23 protein-coding genes are annotated in these 26,566 nt (G+C 65.0%); 4 read left to right on the plus strand and 19 right to left on the minus strand.

Annotated elements, in window-relative coordinates; translation table 11 throughout:
- Positions 1 to 98 precede the first annotated feature (98 nt).
- From H9K76_RS19195 to H9K76_RS19265, 15 genes are all read right to left on the minus strand, one after another.
- A complete protein-coding gene (locus H9K76_RS19195; RefSeq protein WP_187596894.1) occupies positions 99 to 503 on the minus strand; it encodes a hypothetical protein in 405 nt (134 codons plus the stop codon).
- A gap of 30 nt (positions 504 to 533) precedes the next feature.
- Positions 534 to 1,940 (minus strand): phosphatase domain-containing putative toxin, encoded by a 1,407-nt coding sequence (locus H9K76_RS19200; protein ID WP_187596895.1) that lies wholly within the window; start codon positions 1,938 to 1,940, stop codon positions 534 to 536.
- A gap of 174 nt (positions 1,941 to 2,114) precedes the next feature.
- Positions 2,115 to 2,495 carry an arsenate reductase (glutaredoxin) gene (gene arsC / locus H9K76_RS19205; RefSeq protein WP_187596896.1) on the minus strand — a complete coding sequence of 127 codons (381 nt, stop codon included), beginning with the start codon at positions 2,493 to 2,495 and terminating at the stop codon, positions 2,115 to 2,117.
- 58 nt (positions 2,496 to 2,553) lie between these two features.
- Positions 2,554 to 3,294, minus strand: a complete 741-nt coding sequence (locus tag H9K76_RS19210) for a lysophospholipid acyltransferase family protein (protein ID WP_187596897.1) — start codon at positions 3,292 to 3,294, stop codon at positions 2,554 to 2,556.
- A 47-nt stretch (positions 3,295 to 3,341) separates the two neighbouring features.
- Positions 3,342 to 4,637, minus strand: a complete 1,296-nt coding sequence (locus H9K76_RS19215) for a dihydroorotase (RefSeq protein ID WP_187596898.1) — start codon at positions 4,635 to 4,637, stop codon at positions 3,342 to 3,344.
- A gap of 56 nt (positions 4,638 to 4,693) precedes the next feature.
- Positions 4,694 to 5,656, minus strand: a complete 963-nt coding sequence (locus tag H9K76_RS19220) for an aspartate carbamoyltransferase catalytic subunit (protein WP_187596899.1) — start codon at positions 5,654 to 5,656, stop codon at positions 4,694 to 4,696.
- A 2-nt stretch (positions 5,657 to 5,658) separates the two neighbouring features.
- A complete protein-coding gene (gene pyrR, locus H9K76_RS19225; RefSeq protein ID WP_187596900.1) occupies positions 5,659 to 6,222 on the minus strand; it encodes a bifunctional pyr operon transcriptional regulator/uracil phosphoribosyltransferase PyrR in 564 nt (187 codons plus the stop codon).
- The gene (ruvX, locus tag H9K76_RS19230; protein WP_187596901.1) at positions 6,219 to 6,647 is read right to left on the minus strand and encodes a Holliday junction resolvase RuvX; all 429 of its coding nucleotides are present in this window, start codon (positions 6,645 to 6,647) and stop codon (positions 6,219 to 6,221) included. The genes pyrR and ruvX overlap by 4 nt, the downstream gene beginning before the upstream one ends.
- An 8-nt stretch (positions 6,648 to 6,655) precedes the next feature.
- On the minus strand, positions 6,656 to 7,252 hold the full coding sequence (locus tag H9K76_RS19235; RefSeq protein ID WP_187596902.1) for a YqgE/AlgH family protein: 597 nt from the start codon (positions 7,250 to 7,252) through the stop codon (positions 6,656 to 6,658).
- A 360-nt stretch (positions 7,253 to 7,612) separates the two neighbouring features.
- Entirely contained in the window at positions 7,613 to 14,095 is a 6,483-nt protein-coding gene (locus H9K76_RS19240; RefSeq protein WP_187596903.1) for a hybrid sensor histidine kinase/response regulator, read from the minus strand.
- A 52-nt stretch (positions 14,096 to 14,147) separates the two neighbouring features.
- Complete coding sequence (locus tag H9K76_RS19245) at positions 14,148 to 16,418, minus strand: methyl-accepting chemotaxis protein (RefSeq protein ID WP_187596904.1); 2,271 nt, start codon at positions 16,416 to 16,418, stop codon at positions 14,148 to 14,150.
- A gap of 47 nt (positions 16,419 to 16,465) precedes the next feature.
- Positions 16,466 to 16,993 carry a chemotaxis protein CheW gene (locus H9K76_RS19250; protein ID WP_187596905.1) on the minus strand — a complete coding sequence of 176 codons (528 nt, stop codon included), beginning with the start codon at positions 16,991 to 16,993 and terminating at the stop codon, positions 16,466 to 16,468.
- Between the two features lie 32 nt (positions 16,994 to 17,025).
- Complete coding sequence (locus H9K76_RS19255) at positions 17,026 to 17,391, minus strand: response regulator (RefSeq protein WP_187596906.1); 366 nt, start codon at positions 17,389 to 17,391, stop codon at positions 17,026 to 17,028.
- A complete protein-coding gene (locus H9K76_RS19260; RefSeq protein WP_187596907.1) occupies positions 17,391 to 17,792 on the minus strand; it encodes a response regulator in 402 nt (133 codons plus the stop codon). Before H9K76_RS19260 ends, H9K76_RS19255 begins: the two co-directional genes overlap by 1 nt.
- A 49-nt stretch (positions 17,793 to 17,841) precedes the next feature.
- Positions 17,842 to 18,015, minus strand: coding sequence for a rubredoxin (locus tag H9K76_RS19265; protein WP_187596908.1), 174 nt, complete (start codon positions 18,013 to 18,015; stop codon positions 17,842 to 17,844).
- A 94-nt stretch (positions 18,016 to 18,109) separates the two neighbouring features.
- Here H9K76_RS19265 and thiD point away from each other — a divergent pair, with 94 nt between their 5' ends.
- The 3 genes from thiD to H9K76_RS19280 all read left to right on the plus strand — a co-directional run bounded on the left by thiD (position 18,110) and on the right by H9K76_RS19280 (position 22,287).
- Positions 18,110 to 19,063 (plus strand): bifunctional hydroxymethylpyrimidine kinase/phosphomethylpyrimidine kinase, encoded by a 954-nt coding sequence (gene thiD, locus H9K76_RS19270; RefSeq protein WP_187596909.1) that lies wholly within the window; start codon positions 18,110 to 18,112, stop codon positions 19,061 to 19,063.
- Positions 19,047 to 20,351: a glutamate-1-semialdehyde 2,1-aminomutase gene (gene hemL, locus H9K76_RS19275; protein ID WP_187596910.1), complete on the plus strand. Its 1,305-nt coding sequence runs from the start codon at positions 19,047 to 19,049 to the stop codon at positions 20,349 to 20,351. Before thiD ends, hemL begins: the two co-directional genes overlap by 17 nt.
- A 187-nt stretch (positions 20,352 to 20,538) precedes the next feature.
- Positions 20,539 to 22,287: an alkaline phosphatase D family protein gene (locus H9K76_RS19280; RefSeq protein WP_187596911.1), complete on the plus strand. Its 1,749-nt coding sequence runs from the start codon at positions 20,539 to 20,541 to the stop codon at positions 22,285 to 22,287.
- Here the strand turns inward: H9K76_RS19280 and H9K76_RS19285 are convergent.
- From H9K76_RS19285 to dusB, 4 genes are all read right to left on the minus strand, one after another.
- Entirely contained in the window at positions 22,277 to 22,741 is a 465-nt protein-coding gene (locus H9K76_RS19285) for a c-type cytochrome (protein ID WP_246475161.1), read from the minus strand. The two genes, H9K76_RS19280 and H9K76_RS19285, sit on opposite strands and share 11 nt — an antisense overlap.
- A gap of 10 nt (positions 22,742 to 22,751) precedes the next feature.
- Entirely contained in the window at positions 22,752 to 24,350 is a 1,599-nt protein-coding gene (gene purH / locus H9K76_RS19290; RefSeq protein ID WP_187596912.1) for a bifunctional phosphoribosylaminoimidazolecarboxamide formyltransferase/IMP cyclohydrolase, read from the minus strand.
- Between the two features lie 110 nt (positions 24,351 to 24,460).
- A complete protein-coding gene (locus tag H9K76_RS19295) occupies positions 24,461 to 24,694 on the minus strand; it encodes a Fis family transcriptional regulator (RefSeq protein ID WP_187596913.1) in 234 nt (77 codons plus the stop codon).
- Positions 24,675 to 25,751: a tRNA dihydrouridine synthase DusB gene (gene dusB / locus H9K76_RS19300; RefSeq protein ID WP_187596914.1), complete on the minus strand. Its 1,077-nt coding sequence runs from the start codon at positions 25,749 to 25,751 to the stop codon at positions 24,675 to 24,677. Before dusB ends, H9K76_RS19295 begins: the two co-directional genes overlap by 20 nt.
- Positions 25,752 to 25,952: 201 nt before the next feature.
- Here dusB and H9K76_RS19305 point away from each other — a divergent pair, with 201 nt between their 5' ends.
- Positions 25,953 to 26,468 carry a YqaA family protein gene (locus tag H9K76_RS19305; protein ID WP_187600741.1) on the plus strand — a complete coding sequence of 172 codons (516 nt, stop codon included), beginning with the start codon at positions 25,953 to 25,955 and terminating at the stop codon, positions 26,466 to 26,468.
- The last annotated feature ends 98 nt before the right edge of the window (positions 26,469 to 26,566 follow it).

Here is a 26,566-nt window from a genome sequence, read left to right on the forward strand (position 1 = left end):
TAGGGAAGCGGATTCGGGCCTGCAGATTCGGCGGGAGGTATAAAAAAAGAGACCCCGGCGGGGGTCTCTTCCTGTGTGCACGGCAGAGGTACCGATGCTCAGAAGGCGGCTTCGAGCGGTGGCATCGCCAGCCGCGCCTTCGTCAGCGCCATGCCCAGGTTGGCGGTCTTGCGGCACACGAACACGGCCACGTATTCGGGATTGAGCTTGCCGCGAATGAACACGTGAATCAGGTTCTCGCTGTTCACGATGATTTCCTGGAAATAGTGGTAGCCATCGTCCTGAAGGCCTCGCGCCTTCTTGAACATGCGCTCGATGGTGCTCACGTTCGGGCCGTTGAACATGTCGGCTGTCGCGGCCGCCAGCAGGTCGATGACCTGGCGCGGGTGCGAATCCACGGTCTTCAGCGACAGCAGCATGCCGGATGCCACGTCCACATAGCCCGCTGCCACGCACTCGGGTACCGATGCGGCGGCCTTGCTTAAAGCGTCGTCAAAACTCATTTCCAAACTCCCCTTTTATGTAGATTGAATTCAAATGATTTTCTGCAGGATCAGCTCTTCGTACTCATGCAGAAACACCTCCTGCTCGGCGCTCTGCACATATCTGGGATCCAGCAGGCGCACGCGTCGCAGCGCCTCCTGGGCCGTCAACCCTTCCCGTATCAGCCAGGCCGTGAGCACCGTGCCCGTGCGGCCCAGGCCGCCAAGGCAGTGCACCGCCAGCACGTCACCACGGCTCATCAGGCTTTCCATGCGCTTGAGCAGCATCTGGATCTGCCCGAGACTCGGCGCCTCGCGGTCGTAGACCGGCAGGTGCACATTCTTGAGCCCGTGCTGCGCGAGCGCGGCCTGGTCGATGTCGCGCTCGGTCAGCGTGATGAGGGTGGTGACGCCCACGCGCTTGAGCAGCGCGAGATCGTGATGGATGTCGTCCACGGCACCTGGCATGGCCGCGCCGGCGAGCTTGCCCGGCACGATCCACAGGAAGCCGGTGGGACCGCCCGATGACGCAGCGACGGCGCCCTGCGCGGCATGAGGCTCGTTGAGGGTGGGCATCCCGCCCGGAAGCACCGCCGTGCTCATCAGCGGTGCAGCCTGGGGCTCCTGCCCGGATGCGGCCGCGGTCAGTGCCTCGGCCGGCAGGGGCGCCGGCGCAGGCACGCCTTCGGCCAGCGTGCTCGGGTCGGCGTCCAGTGCCGCCACCGAACAGCTGCCCGTGCGGATGAATTGCAGGCCGGCCTCGGAGAGCGGCGCATTGAAGAAGTCCTCGACCGCGCGCTCTTCCTGGACTCTGCCGCCCGCCAGCAGGATCACGCGCTGCGCAAGCTGGCGAGCCTGCTTCTGGTTGTGGGTGACCACCAGCAGCGACATCCTGCGGCCCAGTTGCCGCATCAGATCGACCAGCAGGAACGCGTCATAGTCGTCAAGATCTGCGGTGGGTTCGTCGACCAGCAAAACCGACGGTGCGACCGCCGCCTCGCGCAGGATGGCGACGGCGCGCATCTGCACGTCGGAGAGATCGGTGAACGGATGGTCGAGCAGCGACTCGAGATCGGGGAAGCCGGCATCGCGAAGATAGGCGACGCACCACTCGCGCAGCGCAAGCGGCGAAAGCGACAGCTGCGCACGCACCAGCTCCACCAGGGCGTCCTGCACCGTGCCGGAGAGGATTCGCACGTGCTGCTGCACGAGCGGTGGGTGGTTGTCCTTCGAGATCGGGCGCTCTTGATAAAGCGCTTGTCCCCATGATCGGTAGCGAGGATGGTCGAGATAGGTCCCGGCGAGCGAATGGAGAACCGTGGACTTGCCCGAGCCGGATGGCCCCATCAACACCGTGATGGAGTTCTGTTCCAGGACAAATTCCACATCCGCCAAAACGATTTTGGTTCCGAATGCTGCGCCGAATTCCTTGACCACCAGGCAATCATTGCGTTGCATGCTTGTTCCAGGTGTTGTGGGTTTCACCGGCGAGATCTCGTTATGTGGTTTTGTTAGATCTCGTAAGTAATTTCAGCGGATTGTATGGAATGCGTCAAAAAAAGTCTGATCTTAGCCATTCATCAGAGCAAAACTCAGGGTTATCACTATTGTTTGTAAGTTTTATTAAAGGAATCAGTTTTCCAACAGATTCCGGACCAACTCCGGCGGGCGACAGAGAAGCGCCCGCTCTCCCGTGACGACAATGGGACGATTGAGCAGGATCGGGTGTTGCGCAATGGCTTCGATCAGTTGCGAATCGGAGACCCCTGCGGCATCGAGTCCCAGCTCCTGGAAAACCGCTTCCTTGCTGCGCATCACGTCGCGCACGGGCACGCGCAGCAGGCCGATCAGTGCCTTCAACTGCGATACATCCAGGGGCTGGGCAATGTAGTCCACGATCTCGGGCTCGATACCCTGCTCGCGCAGGATCGCGAGGGCCCCGCGTGAATTGCTGCAGCGGGCGTTGTGATAGATGGTGACACGGGGAGAGGATGTGCTGGATGATGGGTTCATGCGCACGAGTGTACGCAGCAACGGAGGGCGCGAGCCGCAGCCCCTTTGTCCTCAGCCCTCAGGTCTTGCGAAGCGCGTCCACGCGCGCATGCAGATGCAGGCTCCAGCTGCGCCGGTCATGCCCTTCGGCCGTTTCGGGCGCGCCGTAATGGATCACTGCGATGATCGGCGGTGCCACCAGCGTGCGCCAGATCGATCCCAGCAGCGTTTCGTCCCCGATATAGCTCGGTGCGTGGCTGACCTGACCGCTGGCCCGGTCCACGAACCGCAGGCCCACGGGTTGCACCGGTGCTCCCGTCGCGATCGGGGCCTGCAGCAGGTTGCCGTGGAACGGCAGCAGCTCTCGGCCGTCGCCCGTCGTGCCCTCGGGAAACACGGCAAGCACCTCGCGTGCCTGCAGCGCATCCTGCATGGCCTGAACCATGCGCAGCGCATCACGCCGGGAGGTGCGCTCGATGTAGAGCGTGCCCGCAGCCGTCGCGAGCGTACCCACGATCGGCCACTCCTTCACGTCGGACTTGGAGATGAAGCGGCAGTAGCGCCCTGCATGCATCACGGGAATGTCCAGCCACGACAGGTGATTGGCCACCATCAGAACGGGGCCGCCCGCCACGGGCTGACCGCGCACCTCGAGCGTGATGCCGACGATCGCCAGCATCTTCAGCGACCATGCCTGCACATGCGCCTGTTGCTGCTCCGCCGACAACCTGGGAAAGCGCAGCAGCACGATCAGCAGCCCCTGCAGTGCATGGAGCGCGAGGCGCACCACGCGCCAGAGGGCCTTGAATGCGCGCAGCATCACGGCATACCGCGGCGAGACGGCAGCATCCGGTTCATGCCTCTGGCTCAGCCGCGCTCGAAGGCGACCTGGCCGCCCACCAGCGTGCAGGTCACGCGGGCCGGCAGTTCATAGCCTGCGAACGGCGTGTGCTTGCCCTGGCTGCGCAGCGCCTCGGGCGTGACCACCCACGAGCTCGCGGGATCGACCACGCACAGGTCCGCCACGCCGCCTTCGACGAGCCGCCCCACGCTGGCCTGCAGCGTTCCGAGCGACGCCCCCAGCACCCGTGCCGGCTCCGCCGTGACGACCGCCAGCGCTCGGGACAGCGGCACGTCCGCATCCGCCGACCATTTGATGGCGGCCGACAGCAGCAGCTCCATGCCTGTCGCACCGGGCTCGGCTTCAGCGAAAGGAAGCACCTTGGCATCCTCGTCGACCGGCGTGTGGTCGGAGACCAGCGCGTCGATGGTGCCATCGGCCAGCGCGGCACGCAGCGCATCGCGGTCACGCTGCTGGCGCAGCGGCGGCATGAGGCGCGCGCGGCTGTCGAAATAGCCGATGTCCGCGTCGGTGAAGGTCAGCGAGTTGATGCTCACGTCGCAGGTCACGTTCAGCCCCACGGCCTTGGCCTGGCGCACCAGCTCGATGCCCGCTGCGCTCGAGATGCGGCACAGGTGCACGCGTGCGCCAGTAGGCTTGAGCAGCTCGAAGATCGTATGCAGCGCGATGGTCTCTGCCGCCACGGGGATGCCCGAGAGGCCCAGGCGCGTCGCGAGCGGGCCGCTGGCCGCCACGCCGCCGCCCAGGTACAGCTCCTGGGGCCGCAGCCACACGGTATGGCCGAAGGTGGCCGCGTACTGCAGTGCACGCTGCAGCACCTGCGTGCTCTTGAGCGCCACATCCGCCTGGCTGAAGCCCACGCAGCCGGACTCGGTGAGTTCGGCCATCTCGGTGAGCACCTCGCCCGCCAGGCCGCGTGTGAGCGCTCCCAGGGGGAAGAGGCGCGCCTGGTGCAGCTTTTCGGCGCGGAACTTGAGCATCTCGACGAGGCCGGGCTCGTCGAGCACGGGATCGGTGTCGGGAGGGCAGACCAGGCTGGTCACACCGCCAGCCACCGCCGCGCCCATTTCCGACTCGAGCATGCCTTCATGCTCGTGCCCGGGCTCGCGCAGGCGCGCGGCCAGGTCGACCAGGCCGGGCAGCACGTAGCAGCCCTTGGCATCGATCACGCGGTTCGCGGTGAAGTCCTTGGGCTCGCGGTCGATGGCGACGATGCGTCCCGCGGCAATCGCCACATGGCATACCTTGTCGAGACCGCTGGCCGGATCGATGACGCGGCCGTTCTGAATGAGTAGCTTCATGGTTCGGTGCCTACCTGCTTCCAACTTTTCCTGTTCGTTCGTTTCGCACGGTGCCATCAGGCCTCATTGCCCGCGACGATGGACATCACCGCCATGCGCACCGCGATGCCGAAGGTCACCTGCGGCAGGATCACCGCCTGCGGCCCATCGACCACGGCGGAGTCGATCTCCACGCCGCGATTGATCGGGCCAGGATGCATCACGATCGCATCGGGCTTGGCCAGCCGCAGCTTCTCGGGCGTCAGGCCGAAGCTCTTGAAGTATTCCTGGCTCGAAGGCAGCAGCGCACCGCTCATGCGCTCGTTCTGCAGGCGCAGCATGATGATCACGTCGCAGTCCTTGATGCCCTCTTCCAGCTTGTTGAAGACCTTCACGCCCATCTGCGCGAGATCGCCGGGCACCAGCGTGCGCGGGCCCACCACGCGCACCTCGGCCGCACCGAGCGTGGTGAGCGCATGGATGTCCGAACGCGCCACGCGCGAATGCAGCACATCGCCCACGATGGCTACGGTCAGGTTCGAGAAATCCTTCTTGTAATGGCGGATCGTGTACATGTCGAGCAACCCCTGCGTGGGGTGCGCGTGGCGGCCGTCGCCGGCATTCACCACATGCACGTGCGGCGCGACATGCTGTGCGATCAGATAGGGCGCACCCGACTCGCTGTGGCGCACGACGAAGATATCGGCCGCCATCGCGGAGAGATTGGCGATGGTGTCGAGCAGCGATTCGCCCTTGCTCGCCGAGCTGCGCGCGATGTCGAGATTGAACACATCGGCCGACAGGCGCTTGGCAGCGATCTCGAACGTGGTGCGCGTGCGCGTGGAGTTCTCGAAGAACAGGTTGAACACGCTCTTGCCGCGCAGCAGCGGCACCTTCTTCACCTCGCGGTCGTTGACGCTCACGAAGTTGGATGCCGTGTCCAGGATGTGCGTGATGATGTCCCTGGGCAGGCCTTCTGTGGACAGCAGGTGAATCAGCTCACCGTTCTTGTTGAGTTGGGGATTGCGCTTGTACAGCACCGTCAGGCCTCTTTGACTTTGACTTCGAAATGGAATGCACCGCTGTCTTCCGCTCGCGCCAGCGACAGCGACTGATGGGCGGGCAGCGCCACGCGCGCCGCGGCGAACCCCGCCTCGATCGGCAGCTCGCGGCCACCGCGGTCGACCAGCACCGCCAGCCTCACGCTGGCCGGGCGGCCGTAGTCATACAGTTCATTGATCACGGCGCGCACGGTGCGGCCGGTATAGAGCACATCGTCCAGCAGGATGATGTCGGCACCGTTCACGTCGAACGGCAGCACCGAGCTCACGCTGGATGCCAGGCCCCGGCGCGCGAAATCATCGCGATGCAGCGACGAGGACAGCACCCCCGCTTCGCCTGCGAGGCCCAGATCCTTCTGAAGGCGCTGCGCAAGCCACATGCCGCCCGAAGCCACGCCGGCCAGGTAGGTGCCCTCCGTGCGCATCGAGCGCACGCCACGCAGCAGTTCCCGGTACAGACCCTCGGCGTCCAATGTGAGATGACCGCCATGGGCGGTCTGCGGGGATGTGTTTGACGGTGATGGAGATGACGGGGCAGTGCTCATGGAAGATTCCTCAAAAACTGTTCCAGGATGATGCAGGCCGAGGCCGCATCGGCATCGGCGGCGCCGCTGGCGATGGCTTCGGTGGTGCTGTAGCGCTCATCCACTTCAAAAACCTGCAGGCCGAACCGCCCGCGCAACTGGCGCGCGAACTTGAGCGCCCGCGCGGTGTTCTCGTGCGGTGCGCCATCGGGGTGGTAGGGCACGCCCACCACCAGTGCATCGGGCTGCCATTCACGAATGCGTTCACCCACCTGCGTGAACCGGGCGGCCTCGCCCTCTGCCTTGATCGTGCCCTGCGGCGTGGCACTGCGCAGCATGCGCGTGCCGACAGCGACTCCGGTGCGCTTGACCCCGAAATCAAAGGCAAGAAAGGACTGGAAATTTTCCGGGACGCTGGAAGCTGGTGAGGCGGCGGTCACTGACATGCCGCCGCTCAAGCGTGTCCCGCCTGGTGGGTGAGCATCCACGACTGCAGCCCCAGCAGGGACAGCGCGCGGTCATAGCGCTCATCGACAGGCGTGTCGAAGATGATGGCCGAATCGGCATTCACGGTGATCCAGGCATTCTCGGCCAGCTCGGTCTCGAGTTGCCCCTCGCCCCAAGCCGCATAGCCCAGAGTGACCAGCACCCGGCGCGGCCCCACGCCTTCGGACAGCGCCTCGAGCACGTCCTTGGACGTGGTCATCTCGAGCCCGCCGGGAATCTGCATGGTCGACGCATAGGCCGTCTCACCATCCTCTTCCGTTCCCGCACGCATCGGATCGTGCAGCACGAATCCCCGTTCGGTCTGCACCGGGCCACCCTGGAAGACGGGTTCGTCGGTCAGATCGTCCCGGCCGAGCGAAAGATCGACCTTGGCCAGCAGGCTCTGTAGATTGATTTCCGAAGGCTTGTTGATGATGAGGCCGAGAGCGCCCTTCTCCGTGTGCTCGCAGAGATACACCACGCTCTTGGTGAATGACGAGTCCTCCATGCCCGGCATGGCGATCAGGAAGTGGTTCGTCAGGTTCATGGGCACGGGTTCAGACATGCCGCCATTTTACCGGCGATGGGGCGGCCTGCCCCGGGATCGGAAAGTGGGGACTTTTTCCGTAAGTCTTTCCAGGACATGCACAGGGCGAGTATCCGGCACCGCGGGCAGCCAAGTCCTAACCCCGCCCCAACGAAGCTCCAAGGCACGAGCTGCCATACATACCTCTTCCCAACTGACTCACGGCGGCTGGCTGAGCGGAGTGGGTTCGATGGGGTTGGCTGATTCAACTCCTGCTTTCTTGTTTGAGGGGGAGGCCGGGACTGCCCCCGGCCTCTGCCCTAAAAAAGACCTCGGCAAAAACAAAAGCCGCGAGACCCCATCCCGCGGCTTTCAAAGGAGGAACGAAGCAGCAGGCAATCAACCAGCCGCAGCGGCCTGGGCCTCCAGCATCGAGTAATGCTGCACCAACCCCAGCAATTCCTCGTCGGAGTATGGCTTGCCGAGGTAGTGATTCACCCCCAGCTCCATCGCATGTTCGCGATGCTTCTCCGCGATGCGCGAAGTGATCATGATGATCGGCAGGTCCTTCAGGCGCTGGTCCGCACGGATATTGCGCGCCAGGTCGAAGCCGTCCATGCGCGGCATTTCGATGTCGGACAGCACCACCGTCGGACGCTCTTCCTGCAGGCGCTCCAGTGCCTGCAGGCCGTCGGCCGCCAGGCTCACGCGATAGCCTTCGCGCTGCAGCAGGCGCTGCGTGACGCGACGCACGGTGATCGAATCGTCGACCACCAGCACCAGCGGTACCTGCGGCGTGCTCTGCGCAAGCGGCAGGGACGGTGCGGCCGGGGCGTCGCCATCCGCTGCCGCGTCGCTGCTGCGCTGCTGCGCCTGCGCCGCGGCGACCGTGGCCTCCTGCACCTTCTGGCCATACACCGTGGCCAGCGCCACCGGGTTGTAGATCAGCACGACGGCACCCGATGCCAGCACCGACATGCCGGCCATGCCGGGCAGACGCGAGAGCTGCGGGCCGAGGTTCTTCACCACGACTTCCTGGTTGCCCAGCACTTCGTCGACGTGCATGGCAATGCGCTGGGCCGCGCTTCGCAGGATCACGACCGGGCGGATCTTGGCGTTCGCCTCCGTGCTGTTCAGCGACGACTGCAGCAGTGCGCCGGACCAGTAGAACGGCAGGCTTTCATCGCCCTCCTCGAACGCCTGCGAGCTGTAGGCATTCGAGAGCTCCTGGGCGGTCGTGCGGCGCACGACCTCGACCAGGCTCGCGGGCACGCCGATCGACAGATTGCCCGCACGCAACATCACCACCTGCGTGACCGCAGTGGTCAGCGGCAGCACCAGCCGGAACGAGGAGCCCTGGCCCACGACGGTCGAGGTTTCGATGCGGCCGCCCAGCGAGTTCACCTCGGTTCTCACCACGTCCATGCCGATCCCGCGGCCCGACAGGCCCGTCACTTCGGTCGCCGTGGAGAAGCCCGGCATGAAGATCAGGTTCGCAGCCTCCACATCGCTCACCGGCATGTCGGGAGTGATCAGGCCGCGCTCGATCGCCTTCTCGCGGATGCGGCCCACGTTCAGGCCAGCGCCGTCGTCGCGGAACTCGACCGCCACGTCGTTGCCTTCCTGGCGCAGGGCAATGGTGATCGAGCCGTTCGCCGGCTTGCCCGCGGCAACACGCACCTCGGGGCTCTCGATGCCATGGCCCACGCAGTTGCGCAGCAAGTGCTCGAAGGCGGGTGTCATACGATCGAGCACGCCACGGTCCATCTCGATGGAGCCGCCCGCGATATCCAGCTTGATCTGCTTGCCCGTCTCCTTGGATGCCTGGCGCACCAGCGCATACAGGCGCTCGGAGATGCTGTCGAACTCCACCATGCGGGTGCGCAGCAGATCGCGCTGCAGTTCCCGCGCCTGGCGGCCCTGGCTGATCAGGTCGTCCTCGGCGCCTTCCATCGCGCGCTGCAGGTTGCGCTGCACGGTGGCCACGTCGTTGACCGACTCAGCCATCATGCGTGTCAGCTCCTGCACGCGGGTGAAGCGGTCGAACTCGAGCGGGTCGAAACCTGCCGCCGTGTCCTTGGACAGCGCCAGACGCGACTGCATCTGCGTTTCGGCCTGCACCTCGATGTCGCGCAGTTGCTGGCGCAGACGCTCGAGGTTGCCCGTCAGATCGGTCAGCGAGCTGCGCATCTGCACCATGCGTGCATCGAGGCGCGAGCGCGCGATCATCACCTCGCCGGCCTGGTTGACCAGGCGGTCGAGCAGCTGCGCACGCACGCGAACGGTCTGGCCCGCATGTGCGCGGACGCTCGCCAGTTGCAGCGTGAGCGGGCGCGCCACCTGGGCTGCGGATGCGGATGCGGATGTGCCCACTGGCATGGCGGCAGCGGTGACCTCGGCCACAGAAACCGCGGGCACCAGGGGAGGCTGCATTGCCACCACGAGTTCGGGCTGTACCGGAGGCTGGCCGCCCGCCTGGCGCAGCGCGACGAACGATTCCTGCAGCGCATCCAGCTTGGTGAGCAGCGGCTCGATGTCGTCGGTGTGCGCAGTGTCCTTGTCGATGTGCTCGACGTCGGTTTCCATGCGGTGCGCCATCTCGCCCAGGCGCATGGCGCCGGCAAGGCGCGCACTGCCCTTGAGCGTGTGCAGCGCGCGCAGCAGCTCGCTGCGTGCCGCCAGGTTTTCGGGGTTGGTCGACCATTGGCGCAGGGCTCCGCCCAGCGCCGGCAACAGTTCGATTGCCTCTTCCTCGAAGATCGGGAACAGATCGGGATCGATCACGTCCACCGCATCGAATTCATCGTGGTGGCTGATGGCCTTCATGCCCGAGTCGGGCTCCAGCGCCTGCAAGCCGGTGTGCTGTGGAACCGGCACCGAGAGGGCCGGCGCGACATAGCCGCGCACTGGCTCTGCCACTGCCGCGGCTTGCGATGCTACCGCTTCGGCCTGTGTCTCCTGCTCCGACAGCGGCGCCATGCCGCTGATCAGTTCGGAGTCCAGCACCTCCTGCAACTGCCCGATCAGCTGATGGCTCGGGTCCTTCAGGAATCCCGCCGCAAATTGGTGCAGCAGGCGGCGGATATCCTCGGCAACGGCCTGGAACACGGCCAGTTGGGCCGGCACCGCGTACTGCTGCGGCTGGATGTGCTGCAGGGCATGTTCGAGCATGCGCGCCATGTCCGACAGCGCGGAGAAACCCACCGTGGCGGAGCTTCCGGCCAGCGAATGCGCGCGGGCAATCGTCGACTCCGGCACCGGCTTGTTCGGCGCATCGTGCCAGATCTGCAGGTCGCTGATGAGCTTCTGCGACCACTCCTCCGCCTCGCTCAGGTAGACGTTGTAGAGCGGCAGCGAGATGCGCAGTGCGCCGATGACCTTGACGGATTCGTCCACCGCTTCCTGTGCTGTCTCCTGCACGGGCTGCTGTGGTTCGTCCACCTGTTCCGCCACATCTTCGGGCACAGGTTCTGCAGCAGATTCGGCAACAGGCTCGATCACTTCCTCCGACACGGGCTCGGCGGCCAGGGCAGGAGCGCTTTCCAGCGTGAAGTCGGAGATCGACTGCGGCACATCCACATGCTCGGCAAGCGCTTCCCGAGCGGGCTCGGCTGCGGGCTCTTCCTGCACGAATTCGGCCTCGAATTCATGCGATGCGAAGAACTCGTTTCCGGCGGCGGATGTCGGTACATCGCCCTGCGCGCCAGCGGCTTCCTGCTCCAGAGACAGCGAGGGCACGTCGATGTCGAGCGAGGACACCTCTGCGGACACCACGGGGGCCGCAGCAGCATCGGCCCGGACTTCTGCCTCGAACACGTCGAAGTCCACCTCCGGCAGTTCCTGCACCTGCAGGCCCTCTGCCGATGGGGACGCCTTCTCCTCCGGCTCGAGCGAGAGCGCGTCGGCCGGCTGCGGCTCCTCGATGGCGGGGAGCGCATCGAGCGACAGCGCCTGCGCCCGTGCCTCGAGCTTGCGATCGAGGATGCCCGGAGCAAACGCTTCGTCCGTCAGGCCGAGGTTGGGCAGTTCGTGCGGCTCGAGGTTGGCCACATGCACTTCGCGCCGTGGCCCTTCCCTGGGTTGCTCCGCGAGTTCGGCCATCAGCGTTGCTTCCTGGGCCTGCTCGAACACCGAGAAGTCGATTTCCTGCACCGTGGCGGGGTCGATGGCCGGCACGGCCGCAGCAGGCTCGGCCACATCGGCGGTGTCCAGCTCGAATGGCAGGGTCGCGCTGAAGTCGGGCACAGGCTCGCTGTCCAGGGCCGACGCATCGGCTGCTGCCGTGCCTGCGTCTACGACGCCATCGGTACCCGGTTCAAGTTCCGGCAGATCGAAGACGGCGGCGCCTTCGGCAACGGCCGGCACCTCTGCCTCGGGCACGACGGCCGCTGCGGTAAACGCCAGCGGAACCAGGCGCCCCTCCGTGCGCATGGCATCGGCCGATGCGCAGAACACCTTCGGGTTCCAGCCGGCGGCGTTGCCTGCAGATATGTCGTCCACCCAGCGCGCGAAGGCGTTCAGGGTGTCGGCCGACAGCGTCAGCAGATCGGGCTGCACGGGCTTCTGCTCCGCGAGCCAGGCATTGAGCACCTGCTCCATCGACCAGGCGGCTTCGCCGAAGTCGTTCAGGCCCACCATGCGCGAGCTGCCCTTGAGCGTGTGGAATGCACGGCGCAGCGTCGTCTGCTCGCTCAGGTCGGACGGGGTCCGCACCAGCGTCTCGATGGCAGCGTTGCCGTTGCCGATCACCTCGCGCGCTTCCTCCAGGAAGATCTGCAGCAGTTCATCGTCTTCCTCGCCGGGCGCGGGCATCGGGGCCGATGCGGGCGGCTGGATGGGTTCGACGGCAATGGTGACGGGCGAATCGACGGGCGCCATGGCGCTGTTGTCGAGCTCCAGGTCGAAGCCGAGGTTTTCCAGCTCGCGCGACGTGGTGGGAGCAACGCTGTCTGGCTGCACCGATGCCTGCGGCACTGCTGCGGCCACGTTCAGCGGGCTTGCGACCGGCGCGGCCTCTGGCACGGACGGGGCCAGCGGCGCAGCGCCACGCGCATCCACCGCGCCGTCCACTGCAGCCGGGTGATCGTCCGCGCGATGCTGCTTGGCCCGGCCCATGACCAGCTTGAGCTCGCCCTGTGCCTCATCGTAGACGAAGAGCTTGCGCGCCATCGTGCGCTGGTAGCTCAGCATGTCGATCAGGAAGCCGAGGGCCCCCAGGCTGCTGCCCAGCTTCTCGAAAACCGCAGGACGCTCCTCTTCGGGCACGGTGCCGACCACCAGGCGCTCCACGGTATCGCGCATGTGCACCACGGCATGCGATGCCTGGTCGAGACCCAGCACCGACAGCACGCCGCGCATCTGCCCCAGGCGGCCCGGCACGTTGTTCAGCACGGACACATCTTCCGGCGTACGGAAGAACTGGTCCATCGATTTTTCCGCATCGGCCAGCGTGGCACGCAGTTCATCGACCACGCTGCCCATGGTCTGGTGATCGCTGACGCGGCGGTACAGCTCCTCCATCCAGGACTCGAGCGGCTGCGATTCGCCACCAGCCACCACGCCGTCGAGGCGTTGGGCCAGGCGCTGTGCGCGCTCGCCCATGTGCTCCTGCGCCACGTCGAGTTCTTCGAACGAGGCCTGCAGGTACAGCACCGCGGTGGCCACCTCCATGGCCAGCGCGGGCGCAGGGGGCTCGCCGCTGCGTGCCGTGGCTTCCACGGCATGCGTGAGCGCGGCCGCCAGCGGCTCGCTGCCCGGATGCAGCTTGCGCAGCGAGTCGCAGACCAGGCTGAACTGGTCCACCGAAGGCTTGAGCTTGTTGCGGTCGCCGCCAGCCAGCGCCGACCATGTCTCGGTCGCCGTGCCGATGCGCTTGCGCGCCTGCGCGAGCACGGCGGGGTCATACAGGCCAAAGCGCGCGACGTTGTAGTCGACAGGCTGGTGGCGCTGCAGATTGAATGCATTGCGCACGGCGTCGAGCGCCGGCGTGGCCGGCTGCGAGGCCGCGCCTTCGGGTGCCTTCGCCTGTGCACAGAAGAACAGCAGTTCGTGCATCAGGCGGTCGGCGATGGTGCGATCACCCTTGGCAAGCGTTGCGTACTGCAGCAGGACGCGCGAAGCCACCCGCTTCACGTAGACATCCGGCTTGACGAGGCCCGCAACCAGCGCTTCGAAGAAGCCGCTGCAGACCTTCCAGAACGAACGGATCTGCTTGTCGGCCTCGCCGGCCGCGAAACCCTGGCACAGCTGGAACAGCTCGGCATCCGCGCCCTGGTCGCCGCCCTTGATGATGCGCAGCACCGCATTGTCGAGCTTGCCCCGCGCCTCGGCGTCGTAGCCTTGTGCCGGCACGGTGATCGCCATCTCGGGCTCGCGGAAGCGCCGCTCCACAGGCCACAGGTCGGCCGGATGCACGCGCTCCACGCCATTCAGCGCCTGCGCCTCGCGATACTGCGGGAACAGCGACACGGCGGAAACCTGCTTGCCCGCCAGCACGCTCTCCAGATAGGCAACGAGTGCAAAGCTGGCACGTTCGATCGTGTTGGCCACCTCGTCGGTGCACAGCTCGGGGCGTTGCACATATTTCTGCACCGCCGATTCAAGCGCACGCAGGATCAGCGCGGGCGAGACCATGCCCACCATGTCCAGCGCACCGCTGGCCTGGTGCAGCTGCTGGCGCGCGATGCGCAGCGGACCGACGTCAAGGGATGCCAGATCGGATTCGCGGGCGACTTCTGCGTCGCGCACAAAGCGGCGCATCGCCTTGACCGTTCCATCCAGCGATTTGCGGAGTTCATCAAGCACCCACGCGAGCGGACCCAGGTCCTGCTCGCCGTGTGTCCAATCAGTGACCGAAGCGTTCACAGCCTCAAGAGATGACATGGATTCGTCCCCGGCCCGCGAAGGGCCAGTTCGTTAAAGAGGAAACAACAGCTCAGGCAATCTTGAAACGCGAAACGGATTGGCGAAGCTCCTCGGCCACCTGCGACAGCTCTCGCACCTGCTGGGCCGTCGTACGCGTACCCTCTCCGGTCTGCTCCGTCACCGCGAAAATGTGCTGGATGTTCTCGGCCACTTCGTTGGCGAGTTCGGCCTCGCGCGATGTGGAAGTCGAGAACTGCTCGATCAGGTCGGACAGACGGCGCGACACGCGGTCGATCTCCGTCAGTGCAGTACCGGCGGAGTCGGACAGGCGAGCCCCTTCCACCACACCCTGCGTGGAACGCTCCATGGCGGCCACGGCATCCTGGGTGTCGGTCTGAATCGCCTTCACGAGCGCCGAAATCTGGCGCGTGGCGTCCGCGGAGCGTTCAGCAAGGCGCTGCACTTCTTCCGCAACCACCGAGAAGCCCCGGCCCGCTTCACCGGCCGATGCGGCCTGGATGGCGGCGTTCAGGGCCAGCACGTTGGTCTGTTCGGTAATGTCGGAAATCAGTTCGGTGATTTCACCAATCTCCTGCGACGATTCACCCAGGCGCTTGATCCGCTTGGAGGTGTCCTGGATCTGGTCGCGGATCGAGTTCATACCGCCGATGGCGTTCTGCACGGCGGTCAGGCCCTGGTCGGCAGCCTGCAGCGACTGGCGCGCAACCGATGCCGATTCCTGCGCCTGCACCGACACGTCGTTAATACGGTTCGCCATCTCCAGAACCGAGCGGCCGGTTTCGCGAATCTCGCGCAGCTGTTCGGTGGAAGCCGCCAGCAGTTCGGTCGAGGTGGCGTCCACCTGTGCCGTCGTCTGTGCCACGCGGGTCGCGGTGTTCTGCACCGAACCCACCAGCTGACGCAATTCTTCCACCGTGTAGTTCACCGAGTCGGCAATGGCGCCGGTGATGTCCTCTGTCACGGTCGCTTCCTGTGTCAGGTCGCCTTCAGCAACCGACTGCAGTTCGTTCATCAGACGCAGAATGGCGGCCTGGTTCGCGTCGTTCACGCGCTTGGCTTCCTGCTCCTGGCGCTTCGCATCGCGCTGCATCGATTCGGCGGCCGCCTGGCGATTGCGGGAGTCGCCCAGCTGAACGCGGGAAATACCGATACCGCAGAACACGACGAACACACCGGCCAGCACCAGTGCGATCAGTTGGCCGATGCCGATACCGCTCTGGTCGGACAGCTTGGTCTGCAGTTGCTCCAGGCCGCGGCGCAGCGGCTCGCTGTCCGCCACGATGGCGGATTGCGCTTCACGCGCGGACACCAGGCCTTGCAGGTTGCCCAGGATCGCACCCGCCTGGGTGCGTGTTTCGTCATAGAGCTTGATCAGGCCTTCCAGCTGCTCGCGCGTCTGCGCATCGCGGCTGGCGGGCAGGCGCAGTTCGGAGCTGCCGTCAAGCAGGCCCTGGGCGATCTCCTTGAAGGAGTTCAAGTCCTTGCCCAGCAGGAACACGGCCTCGGGGCTCACGCCTTCGGTCGTCTGGAATTCGTTGGCGGACTTGCCGATACGCTGGGTCAGCATCACGAGCTGGCCGGCGGCGGAGATTTCTGCGGACGATGCGTTCTGCTGCAGCTTGAGCGAGGACACCGTCTCCGCGATCTCCAGCAGGTCGGCCGACTGGCGGTTGATGGTGCGCAGAGCGTCACCCACCTGGGTCAGGATCTTCTGCTGGCTCATCACCACCTTGGCGTTGCGCTCTGCGCGCTCGACCAGGGGGGAGATCGCATCCAGGTCGGCCTTGAAGTTGTCGCCAAGCGACTGCACGCCCAGTTCGCTGTCGCCGCTGTTCAGTGCGTTGACGTTGCGACCCAGCACGGTGGAGCTTTCCTTCACGTCCGGGAATGCCTGGTTGGCACCCACCAGAGCCTGCGACACCGCCTTCGCAAGACGCTGCGACTGCATCAGCGACTGGCCCGTCGCCGTGAGCTGCTGCGCCACGCGATTGGACTGCTGCAGCACCCAGCCGGCGATCAGCGCCAGCACGACAAGGCCGATACCCAGGAGCAGCAGCAGCTTGCGCTGGTGGGCAGCAGGCGATGCACGGCCCAGCAGCGGCAGCGACACGACGTCCTGGTTGGCAAAGTCATCATCGTCGCCGAATTGCGAGGGCTGGCTGGGATCGCCCTGCACGCTGTACATGCCCTCGTTCTGGAACGAATCGGCCATGGAGCCGGCGACCAGGGAGTCCTGCTCGGATGCACCGATCGCCGGGTCTGCGCCTTCAGCGGACTTGGCGTCCTTGCGCTTGAATAGTTTGTCAAGTGAAAAAGACATAGTGCAGCCTTACAGAAAATCTCAAACGCCAATATCAAACGCCGACGTCAAACACCGATACTCAGGAACGCTTGGCTCTGGGCCATCGCCTGCAGATTCAGTTCCTGCCAGAGCGCGCCCTGTCCATCGGTGTAGCGCGTGCCGAAGAACTCGGGTGCGCCTTCGGCCGGGGGTTCGGAAGACACAAAGGCATCCGTGCCGCGCAGGCCGAGCAGCCTGTCCACGAGGAGCGCCGAATTGACTTCCAGAGCCGGATTCATCGCCAGCAGGCTCGAGTCGGCCAGGCTCTGCTCGGTGCGCGCGACGGCAGTGCCCGCAAGCCCTCCCAGATCGACCACGCCCATGAGCGAGCCCCGCAGGTTGGCCACGCCCAGAAACCAGGGGTGCGTATAGGGAACCGCCTGGACACCGTTCCAGGGAAAGATTTCACCGGCATGCCCGAGAGGCAGCAGGTAACGCTCGCCAGCGGTTTCCACTGCCAGCCAGGACGACACGTTCGAGCCCTCTGCCTTGGCCGCCTGGAGGCGACTGGCAAGTCGGGTCTGGAGCTCTCTGAGGGCTTCGCGATTGGCCATGGATCCGCTAGGTAGTTTTCAGGAGGAGTTCGTCAGTTCAGCGCGTCGATCTTGGCCTGCAGTTCGGCCGGATCGACGGGCTTGGTGATGTAGCCGCGCGCGCCCTGGCGCATGCCCCAGACGCGGTCGGTTTCCTGGTTCTTGCTCGTGCACATGATGATCGGCACATCGGCAAACAACGGATCGCGCGAGATCGTGCGGGTGAGCTGGAAGCCGTTCTGGCCGGGCATCACGACGTCCATCAGGATCAGGTCGGGCTTCTCTTCCGCGAGGCGCTTGATCGCCTCGTCCGCGTTTTCCGCGGTGCGCACCTGCAGACCGCGCTTTTGCAGCAAATCGGTCAGATACATCAATTCAGTTTTCGAATCATCGACAACCAGCACTTTCTGAATTGGCATTACTTAACTCCTTGATCCATGTTGCCGAACTGCTGCACAGCCTGCAGCAGCTGGTCTTTTGTAAACGGTTTGGTGAGGTATTCCTGACAGCCGACCATGCGGCCGCGCGCCTTGTCGAACACACCATCCTTGGAAGACAGCATGACCACGGGCGTGTCAGCGTACTTCGCGTTGCGCTTGATGATGGCGCATGTCTGATAGCCATCGAGCTTGGGCATCAGAATGTCGCAAAAAATCAATTGCGGCTGAAAGTCGTTGATCTTCGAGAGCGCGTCGAAACCGTCATCGGCCAGCAGCACGTCGTGGCCACCCTGCTTGAGAAAGATTTCTGCGCTGCGTCGAATGGTGTTGCTGTCATCGACAACAAGCACTTTGAACGTAGGATTTGCTTCTGTAGTCAATTTCTACCGCTCCCGGGAATCTGAAAATCGCAAAGGCGATAGTTCTGCGTCAAATCTGCACCATCTCGAAATCTTCCTTCCGAGCGCCGCATTCCGGACATGTCCAATTCATGGGTACCTGTTCCCATGGCGTATTCGGTGGAATACCATGCTCGGGAGCCCCCTCCGCCTCGTCATAGATCCACCCGCAAATCAAACACATCCAAGTTTTCGAGTCTGTCACAGCTTAAATAGCCTTCACATAGAATGCAACGATTGTATCTAGACATCACGAAGAGATGCAGCTTTCGTGCCACCGGCTACGCTGGCACCTGTACATGAAACAAGACCCCACACTTCCCCATTCCACCCCGTCGGAGAACGACGGTTCCGAAGAGGTCGCGGGCGCTGTCTGCGCAGTGACGTTCAACGCCAATGACCCCAGCGGGGCCGGAGGATTGATGGGAGACGCCATCGCCATGGCCTCCGTTGGCGCGCATGCTCTGACTATTGTGACCGGCACTTATGTCCGGGATACAACAGAGATTGTCGATTTCTTCCCTATTGACGACGAAGCTGTTTCAGATCAAGCACGTACCGTCTTCCAGGATATGCCGGTGCAGGCCATCAAGGTCGGGTTTGCGGGAAGCCCCGAGAATCTGGCCGTGATCGCCGAGCTGGCGGCCGACTATGCGGAGGTTCCGGTGGTCGCCTACATGCCCAACCTTTCCTGGTGGAGCGACGACCTCATTGACCAGTATCTGGATGCCTTCCAGGAATTGATGCTTCCGCAAACCTCCGTGTTGGTAGGAAACCACAGCACCCTGCGCCGCTGGCTGCTTCCCGACTGGGACAGCGACCGCCCGCCGACTGCGCGCGAGATCGCCATGGCTGCCTCGCAGCTCGGCGTGTCCTACACGCTCGTGACCGGCGTGCCCGTGGACAACCAGCATTTCGACAACGTGCTCACATCGGGCCAGGCGATTCTGGGCAGCGGACAGTTCGAGCGGCTCGAGGTCAGCTTCGCCGGCGCCGGCGATACCCTCTCCGCCGCGCTCGCAGCGCTCATCGCCTGTGACAATGACCTCGGCGATGCCACGCGCGAGGCACTGCTCTACCTGGATGGTTGCCTGATGGCAGGTTATCGCCCGGGCATGGGCCAGCTGCTCCCCGACCGCATGTTCTGGGCCCAGCCCGATGACGACGAAGAAGACGACGAATCGTCCTCCGAATCCGGCGACGTCCCGGACGTCGATGCTTTTCAGATTCCTCCTCATGACACATCCCACTGATTCAAACGTTTCCCTCTTCGAGCGCGCCAAGCAGGTCATCCCTGGCGGCGTGAACTCGCCCGTGCGCGCCTTCGCTGCGGTGGGCGGTACCCCGCGCTTCGTGGAACATGCGCTGGGCGCGTACTTCTGGGACACCAACGGCCAGCAGTTCACCGACTACATCGGCAGCTGGGGTCCCATGATCCTGGGCCACGGCCACCCCGAGGTGATCGCCGAAGTCCAGAAGGCCGTTCTCGAAGGCTTCTCCTATGGTGCTCCGACCGAGCGCGAAGTGCAGCTGGCCGAGGCCATCCTGAGGATCATGCCGTCGATGGACATGGTGCGCCTTGTCAGCTCGGGCACCGAAGCCGGCATGAGCGCACTGCGCCTGGCCCGGGGCTTCACGGGCCGCAACAAGATAATCAAGTTCAATGGCTGCTACCACGGCCATGCGGATTCGCTGCTGGTGAAGGCCGGCTCGGGCCTGGCGACCTTTGGCGCGTCGTCTTCCGCCGGGGTGCCTGCCGACGTGGTCAAGGACACCATCGTCCTCGAATACAACGACATCGGCCAATTGGAAGAAGCCTTTGCCAAGCTGGGCGGCGAGATCGCCTGCGTGATCATGGAGCCCATTGCAGGCAACATGAACTTCGTGCGTGCCTCGGTGGACTTCACGCGCCGCATCCGCGAGCTCACGCGGGAACATGGCGCACTGATGATCTACGACGAGGTCATGACGGGATTCCGCGTCGCGCTCGGCAGCGCGCAAAGCCTGTATGCCCGGCAGATCGCAGGATTCCAGCCCGACATCACGGTGATGGGCAAGGTGATCGGCGGCGGCATGCCCATGGCAGCGTTCGGCGCGCGGCGCGAGATCATGGAAAAACTCTCGCCGCTCGGCCCCGTGTACCAGGCAGGCACGCTGTCGGGCAATCCTATCGCCACGGCCTGCGGATTGAAGACACTGGAACTCATCAGCCAGCCGGGCTTCCACGATGCCCTGCACGCGCGCACCGGACGCCTGATGGCCGGCCTCAAGCAGGAAGCCGATGCGGCGGGCCTGCCCTTCAGCGTGGATCACCAGGGTGGCCTGTTCGGCTTCTTCTTCCTGCCCGAGCTGCCCACCAGCTACCCGCAGGTCATGAAGACCGACGGCAAGGTGTTCAACAAGTTCTTCCATGGCATGCTCGACCGCGGCCACTATTTCGCGCCCGCCCTCTACGAGGCCGGATTCGTGAGCAGCGCCCACACCGATGCGGACGTGGACAAGACGGTCGAGGCGGCGCGCGAGGTGTTCCGGACACTGTAGGAACGTGGGTCTGCGGAGTGCATGACAGCACTCCGTGAGGAGCAATACGGGGAAGCCCTTCCCGCACAACACCCCGCCGGCCGCCGCATTCTTCTAAGATCGCGACGGGCCGGCCGGTCGGCGCTTCATGACGGTGTCATCGCGCATTGCAAGACTGGTCGGAGTACAACTCCAACCCGTCCATGCCATGCGGCCGAACCGTCTCATCAATCTCATCGAACAATCCCCGGCAGCGTCCTCTACGAGCCGACGCACCTTCGTCCGGCAGCTCGCCTGGGGCGCAGCCGCCGGCCTGAGCGGCACGCTCGCGGCCTGCGGCGGGGGTGGCTCCGACAATGGCACCGACCCCCAGGTCCAGTACCTGCATGGGGTCGCCAGCGGTGATCCGCTCACCGACCGCGTGATCCTGTGGACGCGCGTCTCGCCCGTCAGCGTGTTCGTGGGCGACATCGCCGTGCAGTGGGAAGTCGCGAGCGACAATGGTTTTCAGCGCATCGTCGCGCAGGGCCAGGCCCGCACGTCGGTGGACCAGGACTACACCGTCAAGGTCGACGTCGCGGGCCTGCAGCCGGCATCGGTCTACTACTACCGCTTTCGCGTGGCCACGCAGGCCTCGCAGGTCGGCCGCACCAAGACGCTGCCGCAGGGCGCCGTCAAGCAGGTCAAGCTGGCCGTGTTCTCATGCGCCAATTTCCCGCAAGGCTTCTTCAACGTCTACGGCGACGCGGCGACACATGCCGACGTGGACGCGGCGGTTCACCTGGGCGACTACATCTACGAATACGAAAAAGGCGTCTATGCCTCGCCGCAGGCCGCCGCCATGGGCCGCGTGGTCGATCCGGTCAATGAGACCGTCACGCTCAAGGACTATCGGCTGCGCCACGCGCAGTACAAGACCGACGCGCAGTTGCAGAAGCTGCATGCGCAGATGCCGATGATTGCCGTCTGGGACGACCATGAAATCTGCAACGATACCTGGAGGGATGGCGCCGAAAACCACCAGCCATCGGCCGAAGGGGACTTCGCGGTGCGCAAGGCCGCCGCGATCAAGGCGTACCACGAGTGGATGCCCACGCGCGTGGGCCGTGCGGAGATCATCTACCGCAGCTTTGCCTTCGGCGACCTGCTTGCGCTGCACATGCTGGACACACGCGTCATCGGCCGCGACCAGCAGCTCGACTACGCCAAGCTGCTCAGTGTGCCCGCAGCGCAGTTGCCTGCCACGCTGCAGGCCGCGCTCGGCGACCCGGCACGCGAGCTCATGGGCAGCACGCAGACCGCATGGCTGCAGCAGGGCATGGCGGCCTCCAGGGCGACCTGGCAGGTGCTCGGCCAGCAGGTCGTGATGGGCCGCATGAACGTGCCCGCGCCCTTGCTGCTCGGCTTCATGGGCCTGCCAGGCGGCGTCTCGGTGGGTGAGTATCTGCGCATCGCAACGCTTGCGCGGACCCGCCCAGAGCAGCTCACTGCAGCGGACAAGGCCGTGCTCGCGCAGCCGAGCATCCCCTACAACCTCGACGCCTGGGACGGCTACGCAGCGGCGCGGGAACGCGTGCTCGCGATGAGCCAGCAGCTCGGCAAGAACCTCGTGGTGCTCTCGGGGGACACGCACAACGCCTGGGCCAGCGTGCTCAAGACACAGGGCGGCGCCGCCGTGGGAGTCGAGTTTGCAACGGCATCGGTGAGCTCGCCGGGCTTCGACGCCAACCTGTCCATCGAGCCGCCGGTCCTGAAAAATGCCCTCGAGACGCTGATCCCCGACCTGCGCTACTGCGACACGGCACGACGCGGCTACATGATCGTGACGGCAACGTCCGAGGCCTGCACATCACAATGGATCTATGTGGATACGGTGACCAGCACCACCTACAAGGCCAGTGCCGATGCCAGCTGGAAGGTACTCGCCGGGCGCCCCGGCGAGTTGGTCAAGGCCTGACCTGGCTGGCCGCCTCGGGGGCGGCGGGCGGCACCGCCATCACCCAGGCCGCCATCTGCTGCGATTGTTCCGGTGTGATCTGCGGATGGCGCGGCATGATCACGTTGCCCCAGATGCCTACGCTGCCTTCGCGGATCCGGCGTGCGAGGTGCTCCACTGCATAAGCCTCCCCCGCATACCGGGCCGAGATCGCCTCGAAGGACGGGCCCACGAAATGGCGCTGCATTCCGTGGCAGCGCATGCAGTCCGAACCCTCGATGAGTGCCTTGCCGGCAGCGAGCTCGGGCCGCGCCTCGAGCATGGATTTCATCGCATCGGCGGCGGGCGTGGGGCGCATGATGAGCCAGCCCACGTTGAGCACGCCGAATGCGATCAGCGCCATGAAGATCACGATCGCCCAGCCAATCCACCTGGGGCGGCGGGGCACATCGTCTTCGTCGTAGCTATCCGTCACGTCGGGAAGATCAGTGACGGAAGTGACGCACGCCGGTGAACACCATGGCCACGCCGCGCTCGTTCGCCGCGTCGATCACTTCCTGATCGCGCATCGAGCCACCGGGCTGGGCGACGCAGGTAGCGCCCGCATCCACCACCACGTCCAGGCCGTCGCGGAACGGGAAGAACGCATCGCTCGCCACGACCGTGTTCTGGAGCGTGAGCTTGGCCGCCTCGGCCTTGATCGATGCGATGCGCGCGGAATCAAGGCGCGACATCTGGCCCGCGCCCACGCCCATGGTCATGCCGTTCTTGCAGAACACGATGGCGTTGGATTTCACGAACTTCGCCACCTTCCAGGCGAACAGCAGGTCCTGCAGCTCTTGCGGCGTGGGCTGCTTCACGGTGACGATCTTCAGGTCGGCCAGCTGCAATTCGTGGTTGTCCGCCGACTGCAGCAGGATGCCCGAGCCCACGCGCTTGGATTCCACGGCGTTGCGGCCGTTGTCCCAATCGGTCTTGCCGCCCTGGGGCAAGGCAATCTTCATCAGTCGCACGTTGACCTTCGCCTTGAAGATCTCGAGCGCCTCGGCGCTGAACTCGGGCGCCATCAGCACTTCGACGAACTGCTTGGACACCGCTTCGGCAGCGGCCTTGTCCACGGGGCGGTTGAACGCGATGATCCCGCCGAACGCGCTGGTCGGATCGGTCTGGAAGGCCTTGGCATAGGCCTGGTGTGCATCCTTGCCCACGGCCACGCCGCAGGGGTTGGCATGCTTGACGATCACACAGGCCGGCTCGTCGAAGCTCTTCACGCATTCCCATGCGGCATCGGCGTCGGCGATGTTGTTGTACGAGAGCTCCTTGCCCTGCAGCTGCACGCCCGTGGCGAGCGAGCCGGGGGCCGGGTACAGGTCGCGGTACCACGCGGCCTGCTGGTGGCTGTTCTCGCCGTAGCGCAGATCCTGGATCTTGATGAACTGGGCATTCGCCTGGCCGGGGAATGCGGTGCGCTCGGGCACGTATTCCTCGGACAGCTTCTCGTCCTCGAACTTCACCGACGACAGATAGTCGGAGATCGCGCCGTCATACTGGGAAATGCGATTGAACGCGGCCACCGAGAGCTCGAAGCGCAGCTTGTTGGACAGCTTGCCGCCCGCCCTCAGCTCGGCCAGCACGGCATCGTACTGGTCGGCGGCCGTCACAACGCCCACGTCCTTCCAGTTCTTCGCGGCGGAGCGCACCATCGCGGGACCGCCGATGTCGATGTTCTCGATGGCGTCGGCCAGCGTGCAGCCCGCCTTGGCAACGGTGGCCTCGAAGGGATAGAGGTTCACCACCAGCAGGTCGATGGTGTCGATGCCGTGCTCCTGGAGAGCCGCCATGTGCTCGGGCAGGTCGCGGCGCGCAAGCAGGCCACCGTGCACCTTGGGGTGCAGCGTCTTCACGCGGCCATCCAGCATCTCTGGGAACTGCGTGACTTCGGCCACCTCGGTCACGGGCAGGCCCTTGTCGGCCAGCAGCTTGGCGGTGCCGCCAGTGGACAGCAGCTTCACGCCGAGGTTGTGCAGGGCTTGCGCAAATTCGACGATGCCGGTTTTGTCGGAGACGGAGATCAGTGCTTTCATTTTGTACAGCGAAGGTTCAAGTCAATGGATCGTGGACGACCTTGCAGGCCGCTCGCTGCAAGATCTTTCCGCGTCGCCGGGCAGCGGCCGCGGTGTGTGGTTCTTTCAGCTCACAGCAGCTTGTGCTCCACAAGCTTCTTGCGCAGCGTGTTGCGGTTCAGGCCCAGCCATTCCGCCGCACGCGACTGGTTCTCGTTGGCGTGGGTCATCACCACCTCCAGCAGCGGCTTTTCGACCAGGCGGATGACCATGTCATACACGCCGTCGGGAGACTCCCCATCCAGATCGCGGAAATAGCTTTGCAGGCTCTCGCGAACGGACTCTTCAATGTTGTTCTTGCTCATGGGTCGATTCCCTGAATTCCAATGCTGCGTCAGTCGATGGCGCAATTTCAACGCGCGGCAGGCGATCCATCCGTGCGCCCAGCGCATCGAAGTAGTCGGCCACCGCACGCCATTGCGCAGCGCAGTCATCCAAAGTGTTGATGTATTGCCTCAAGGCATCGCCGCCGGGCAGCGCGCGCACATACCAGGCGATGTGCTTGCGCGCGCTGCGCACGCCGGTCAGCTCGCCGTAGAGCTGGTAGTGATCCTGCAGATGGTCGAGCAGCAGCTTGCGCACCTCGGCCACCAGCGGCGGCGCGAGATGCTCGCCCGTCGCGAGGAAGTGCCCGATTTCCCGAAAGATCCAGGGCCTGCCCTGCGCCGCACGCCCCACCATGACGGCATCGGCCCCGGTGATGGCAAGCACGTCGCGCGCCTTCTCGGGACTGTCGATGTCACCGTTGGCGACCACCGGCACCCCCACGGCATTCTTCACCGCCGTGATGGTGTCGTACTCGGCCGACCCCTTGTAGCCCTGCTCGCGCGTGCGGCCGTGCACCGTCAGCATCTGGATGCCCACGCCCTCGAAGGCGCGCGCCAGCGTGACGGCATTGCGATGTTCGTCGCACCAGCCCGTGCGCATCTTGAGCGTGACCGGCACCTTGTAGGGCACGGCCGCCTCGACCACGACCTGGGCGATCTCCACGGCCAGCTTCTCGTTCTGCATGAGCGCGGAACCCGCCCATTTGTTGCAGACCTTCTTGGCCGGGCAGCCCATGTTGATGTCGATGATCTGGGCGCCACGCTCGATGTTGTAGACCGCGGCCTCCGCCATCATCTCGGCATCGGTGCCGGCAATCTGCACGGAGATCGGCCCCGGTTCACCCTCATGGTTCGCGCGGCGCGATGTCTTCAGGCTGTTCCACAGATCCTTGCGCGACGTGACCATCTCGCTGACCGCGTAGCCCGCACCCAGCGCCTTGCAGAGCTGGCGGAAAGGCCGGTCGGTGACACCCGCCATTGGCGCAACAAACAGGTTGTTTGCCAATGGAATAGGGCCGATGTGCAGGGCGGACATAGGGGAGTGTGCTGAAAAATGCGGCAATGCGCTTGAAAAGAGGCGCGATTATACCTGCCCAAATTTTAGGCAAACGGGAATACCGACAAGGCCAACGCGGATGGTGGGGCTCCCGCTTGACGGCGGGCACCCACTGGGCATCCTCCCCACAGGGGAGGGACATGGCGCCGGCCCTACACTTGAAGCCCTATGGAAATCTGGCTGCATCAACTGCTGGAATGGCTTGCCCTGCCCCAATTCGGGCTGAGCACGGTGTTTCTGGTGTCGTTCATCTCGGCAACGCTGCTGCCGCTTGGCTCGGAGCCGGCGGTGTTCGGCCTCATCAAGCTCAACCCGGACCTGTTCTGGCCCGCGGTGCTGGTGGCGACCGCCGGCAACACGCTCGGCGGCATGGTGAGCTGGTGGATGGGCCTCGGCGCACACAAGGCCTGGGACGCCGCCCGGCGGCGGCGCCTCGCCGGGCATCCGGAGCTGACCCACGACGCCAAGCCGCCGCGCGAACTCACGCGCACCGAGCGCCGCGTGCGCATCTGGCTACGCCGCTTCGGGGCCAAGACCTGCCTGCTGAGCTGGCTGCCGGTGGTGGGCGACCCGCTGTGCGCCGTGGCCGGATGGATGCGCCTGCCGTTCTGGCCCTGCGCAGGCTACATGGCGATCGGCAAGTTCCTGCGTTACCTGGTGATGACGACCGTGCTGCTGCACGCGGTGTCCATCTGAAGGACCGGGGCTGCGGAAGGCTAGGGAGCCTCTGCAAGACCCTCGCCAATCGGCTGGACGCGGATCGCCCGAGGCCGCGTTCAGACGATGGCAGGGAG

The sequence above is a fragment of the Diaphorobacter ruginosibacter genome (assembly GCF_014395975.1).
Lineage (GTDB): Bacteria > Pseudomonadota > Gammaproteobacteria > Burkholderiales > Burkholderiaceae_C > Diaphorobacter_A > Diaphorobacter_A ruginosibacter.

What these genes read in the sequence shown, in the direction of transcription:
- H9K76_RS19280 (WP_187596911.1), top strand. Translation starts at nt 20,539, where the DNA reads ATGCGGCCGAACCGTCTCATCAATCTCATCGAACAATCCCCGGCAGCG.
- H9K76_RS19245 (WP_187596904.1), bottom strand. Translation starts at nt 16,418, where the DNA reads ATGTCTTTTTCACTTGACAAACTATTCAAGCGCAAGGACGCCAAGTCC.
- pyrR (WP_187596900.1), bottom strand. Translation starts at nt 6,222, where the DNA reads ATGAGCACTGCCCCGTCATCTCCATCACCGTCAAACACATCCCCGCAG.
- H9K76_RS19295 (WP_187596913.1), bottom strand. Translation starts at nt 24,694, where the DNA reads ATGAGCAAGAACAACATTGAAGAGTCCGTTCGCGAGAGCCTGCAAAGC.
- H9K76_RS19235 (WP_187596902.1), bottom strand. Translation starts at nt 7,252, where the DNA reads ATGTCTGAACCCGTGCCCATGAACCTGACGAACCACTTCCTGATCGCC.
- H9K76_RS19195 (WP_187596894.1), bottom strand. Translation starts at nt 503, where the DNA reads ATGAGTTTTGACGACGCTTTAAGCAAGGCCGCCGCATCGGTACCCGAG.
- H9K76_RS19250 (WP_187596905.1), bottom strand. Translation starts at nt 16,993, where the DNA reads ATGGCCAATCGCGAAGCCCTCAGAGAGCTCCAGACCCGACTTGCCAGT.
- H9K76_RS19215 (WP_187596898.1), bottom strand. Translation starts at nt 4,637, where the DNA reads ATGAAGCTACTCATTCAGAACGGCCGCGTCATCGATCCGGCCAGCGGT.
- hemL (WP_187596910.1), top strand. Translation starts at nt 19,047, where the DNA reads ATGACACATCCCACTGATTCAAACGTTTCCCTCTTCGAGCGCGCCAAG.
- H9K76_RS19240 (WP_187596903.1), bottom strand. Translation starts at nt 14,095, where the DNA reads ATGTCATCTCTTGAGGCTGTGAACGCTTCGGTCACTGATTGGACACAC.
- purH (WP_187596912.1), bottom strand. Translation starts at nt 24,350, where the DNA reads ATGAAAGCACTGATCTCCGTCTCCGACAAAACCGGCATCGTCGAATTT.
- ruvX (WP_187596901.1), bottom strand. Translation starts at nt 6,647, where the DNA reads ATGTCAGTGACCGCCGCCTCACCAGCTTCCAGCGTCCCGGAAAATTTC.
- H9K76_RS19200 (WP_187596895.1), bottom strand. Translation starts at nt 1,940, where the DNA reads ATGCAACGCAATGATTGCCTGGTGGTCAAGGAATTCGGCGCAGCATTC.
- H9K76_RS19210 (WP_187596897.1), bottom strand. Translation starts at nt 3,294, where the DNA reads ATGCTGCGCGCATTCAAGGCCCTCTGGCGCGTGGTGCGCCTCGCGCTC.
- arsC (WP_187596896.1), bottom strand. Translation starts at nt 2,495, where the DNA reads ATGAACCCATCATCCAGCACATCCTCTCCCCGTGTCACCATCTATCAC.
- H9K76_RS19255 (WP_187596906.1), bottom strand. Translation starts at nt 17,391, where the DNA reads ATGCCAATTCAGAAAGTGCTGGTTGTCGATGATTCGAAAACTGAATTG.
- thiD (WP_187596909.1), top strand. Translation starts at nt 18,110, where the DNA reads ATGAAACAAGACCCCACACTTCCCCATTCCACCCCGTCGGAGAACGAC.
- dusB (WP_187596914.1), bottom strand. Translation starts at nt 25,751, where the DNA reads ATGTCCGCCCTGCACATCGGCCCTATTCCATTGGCAAACAACCTGTTT.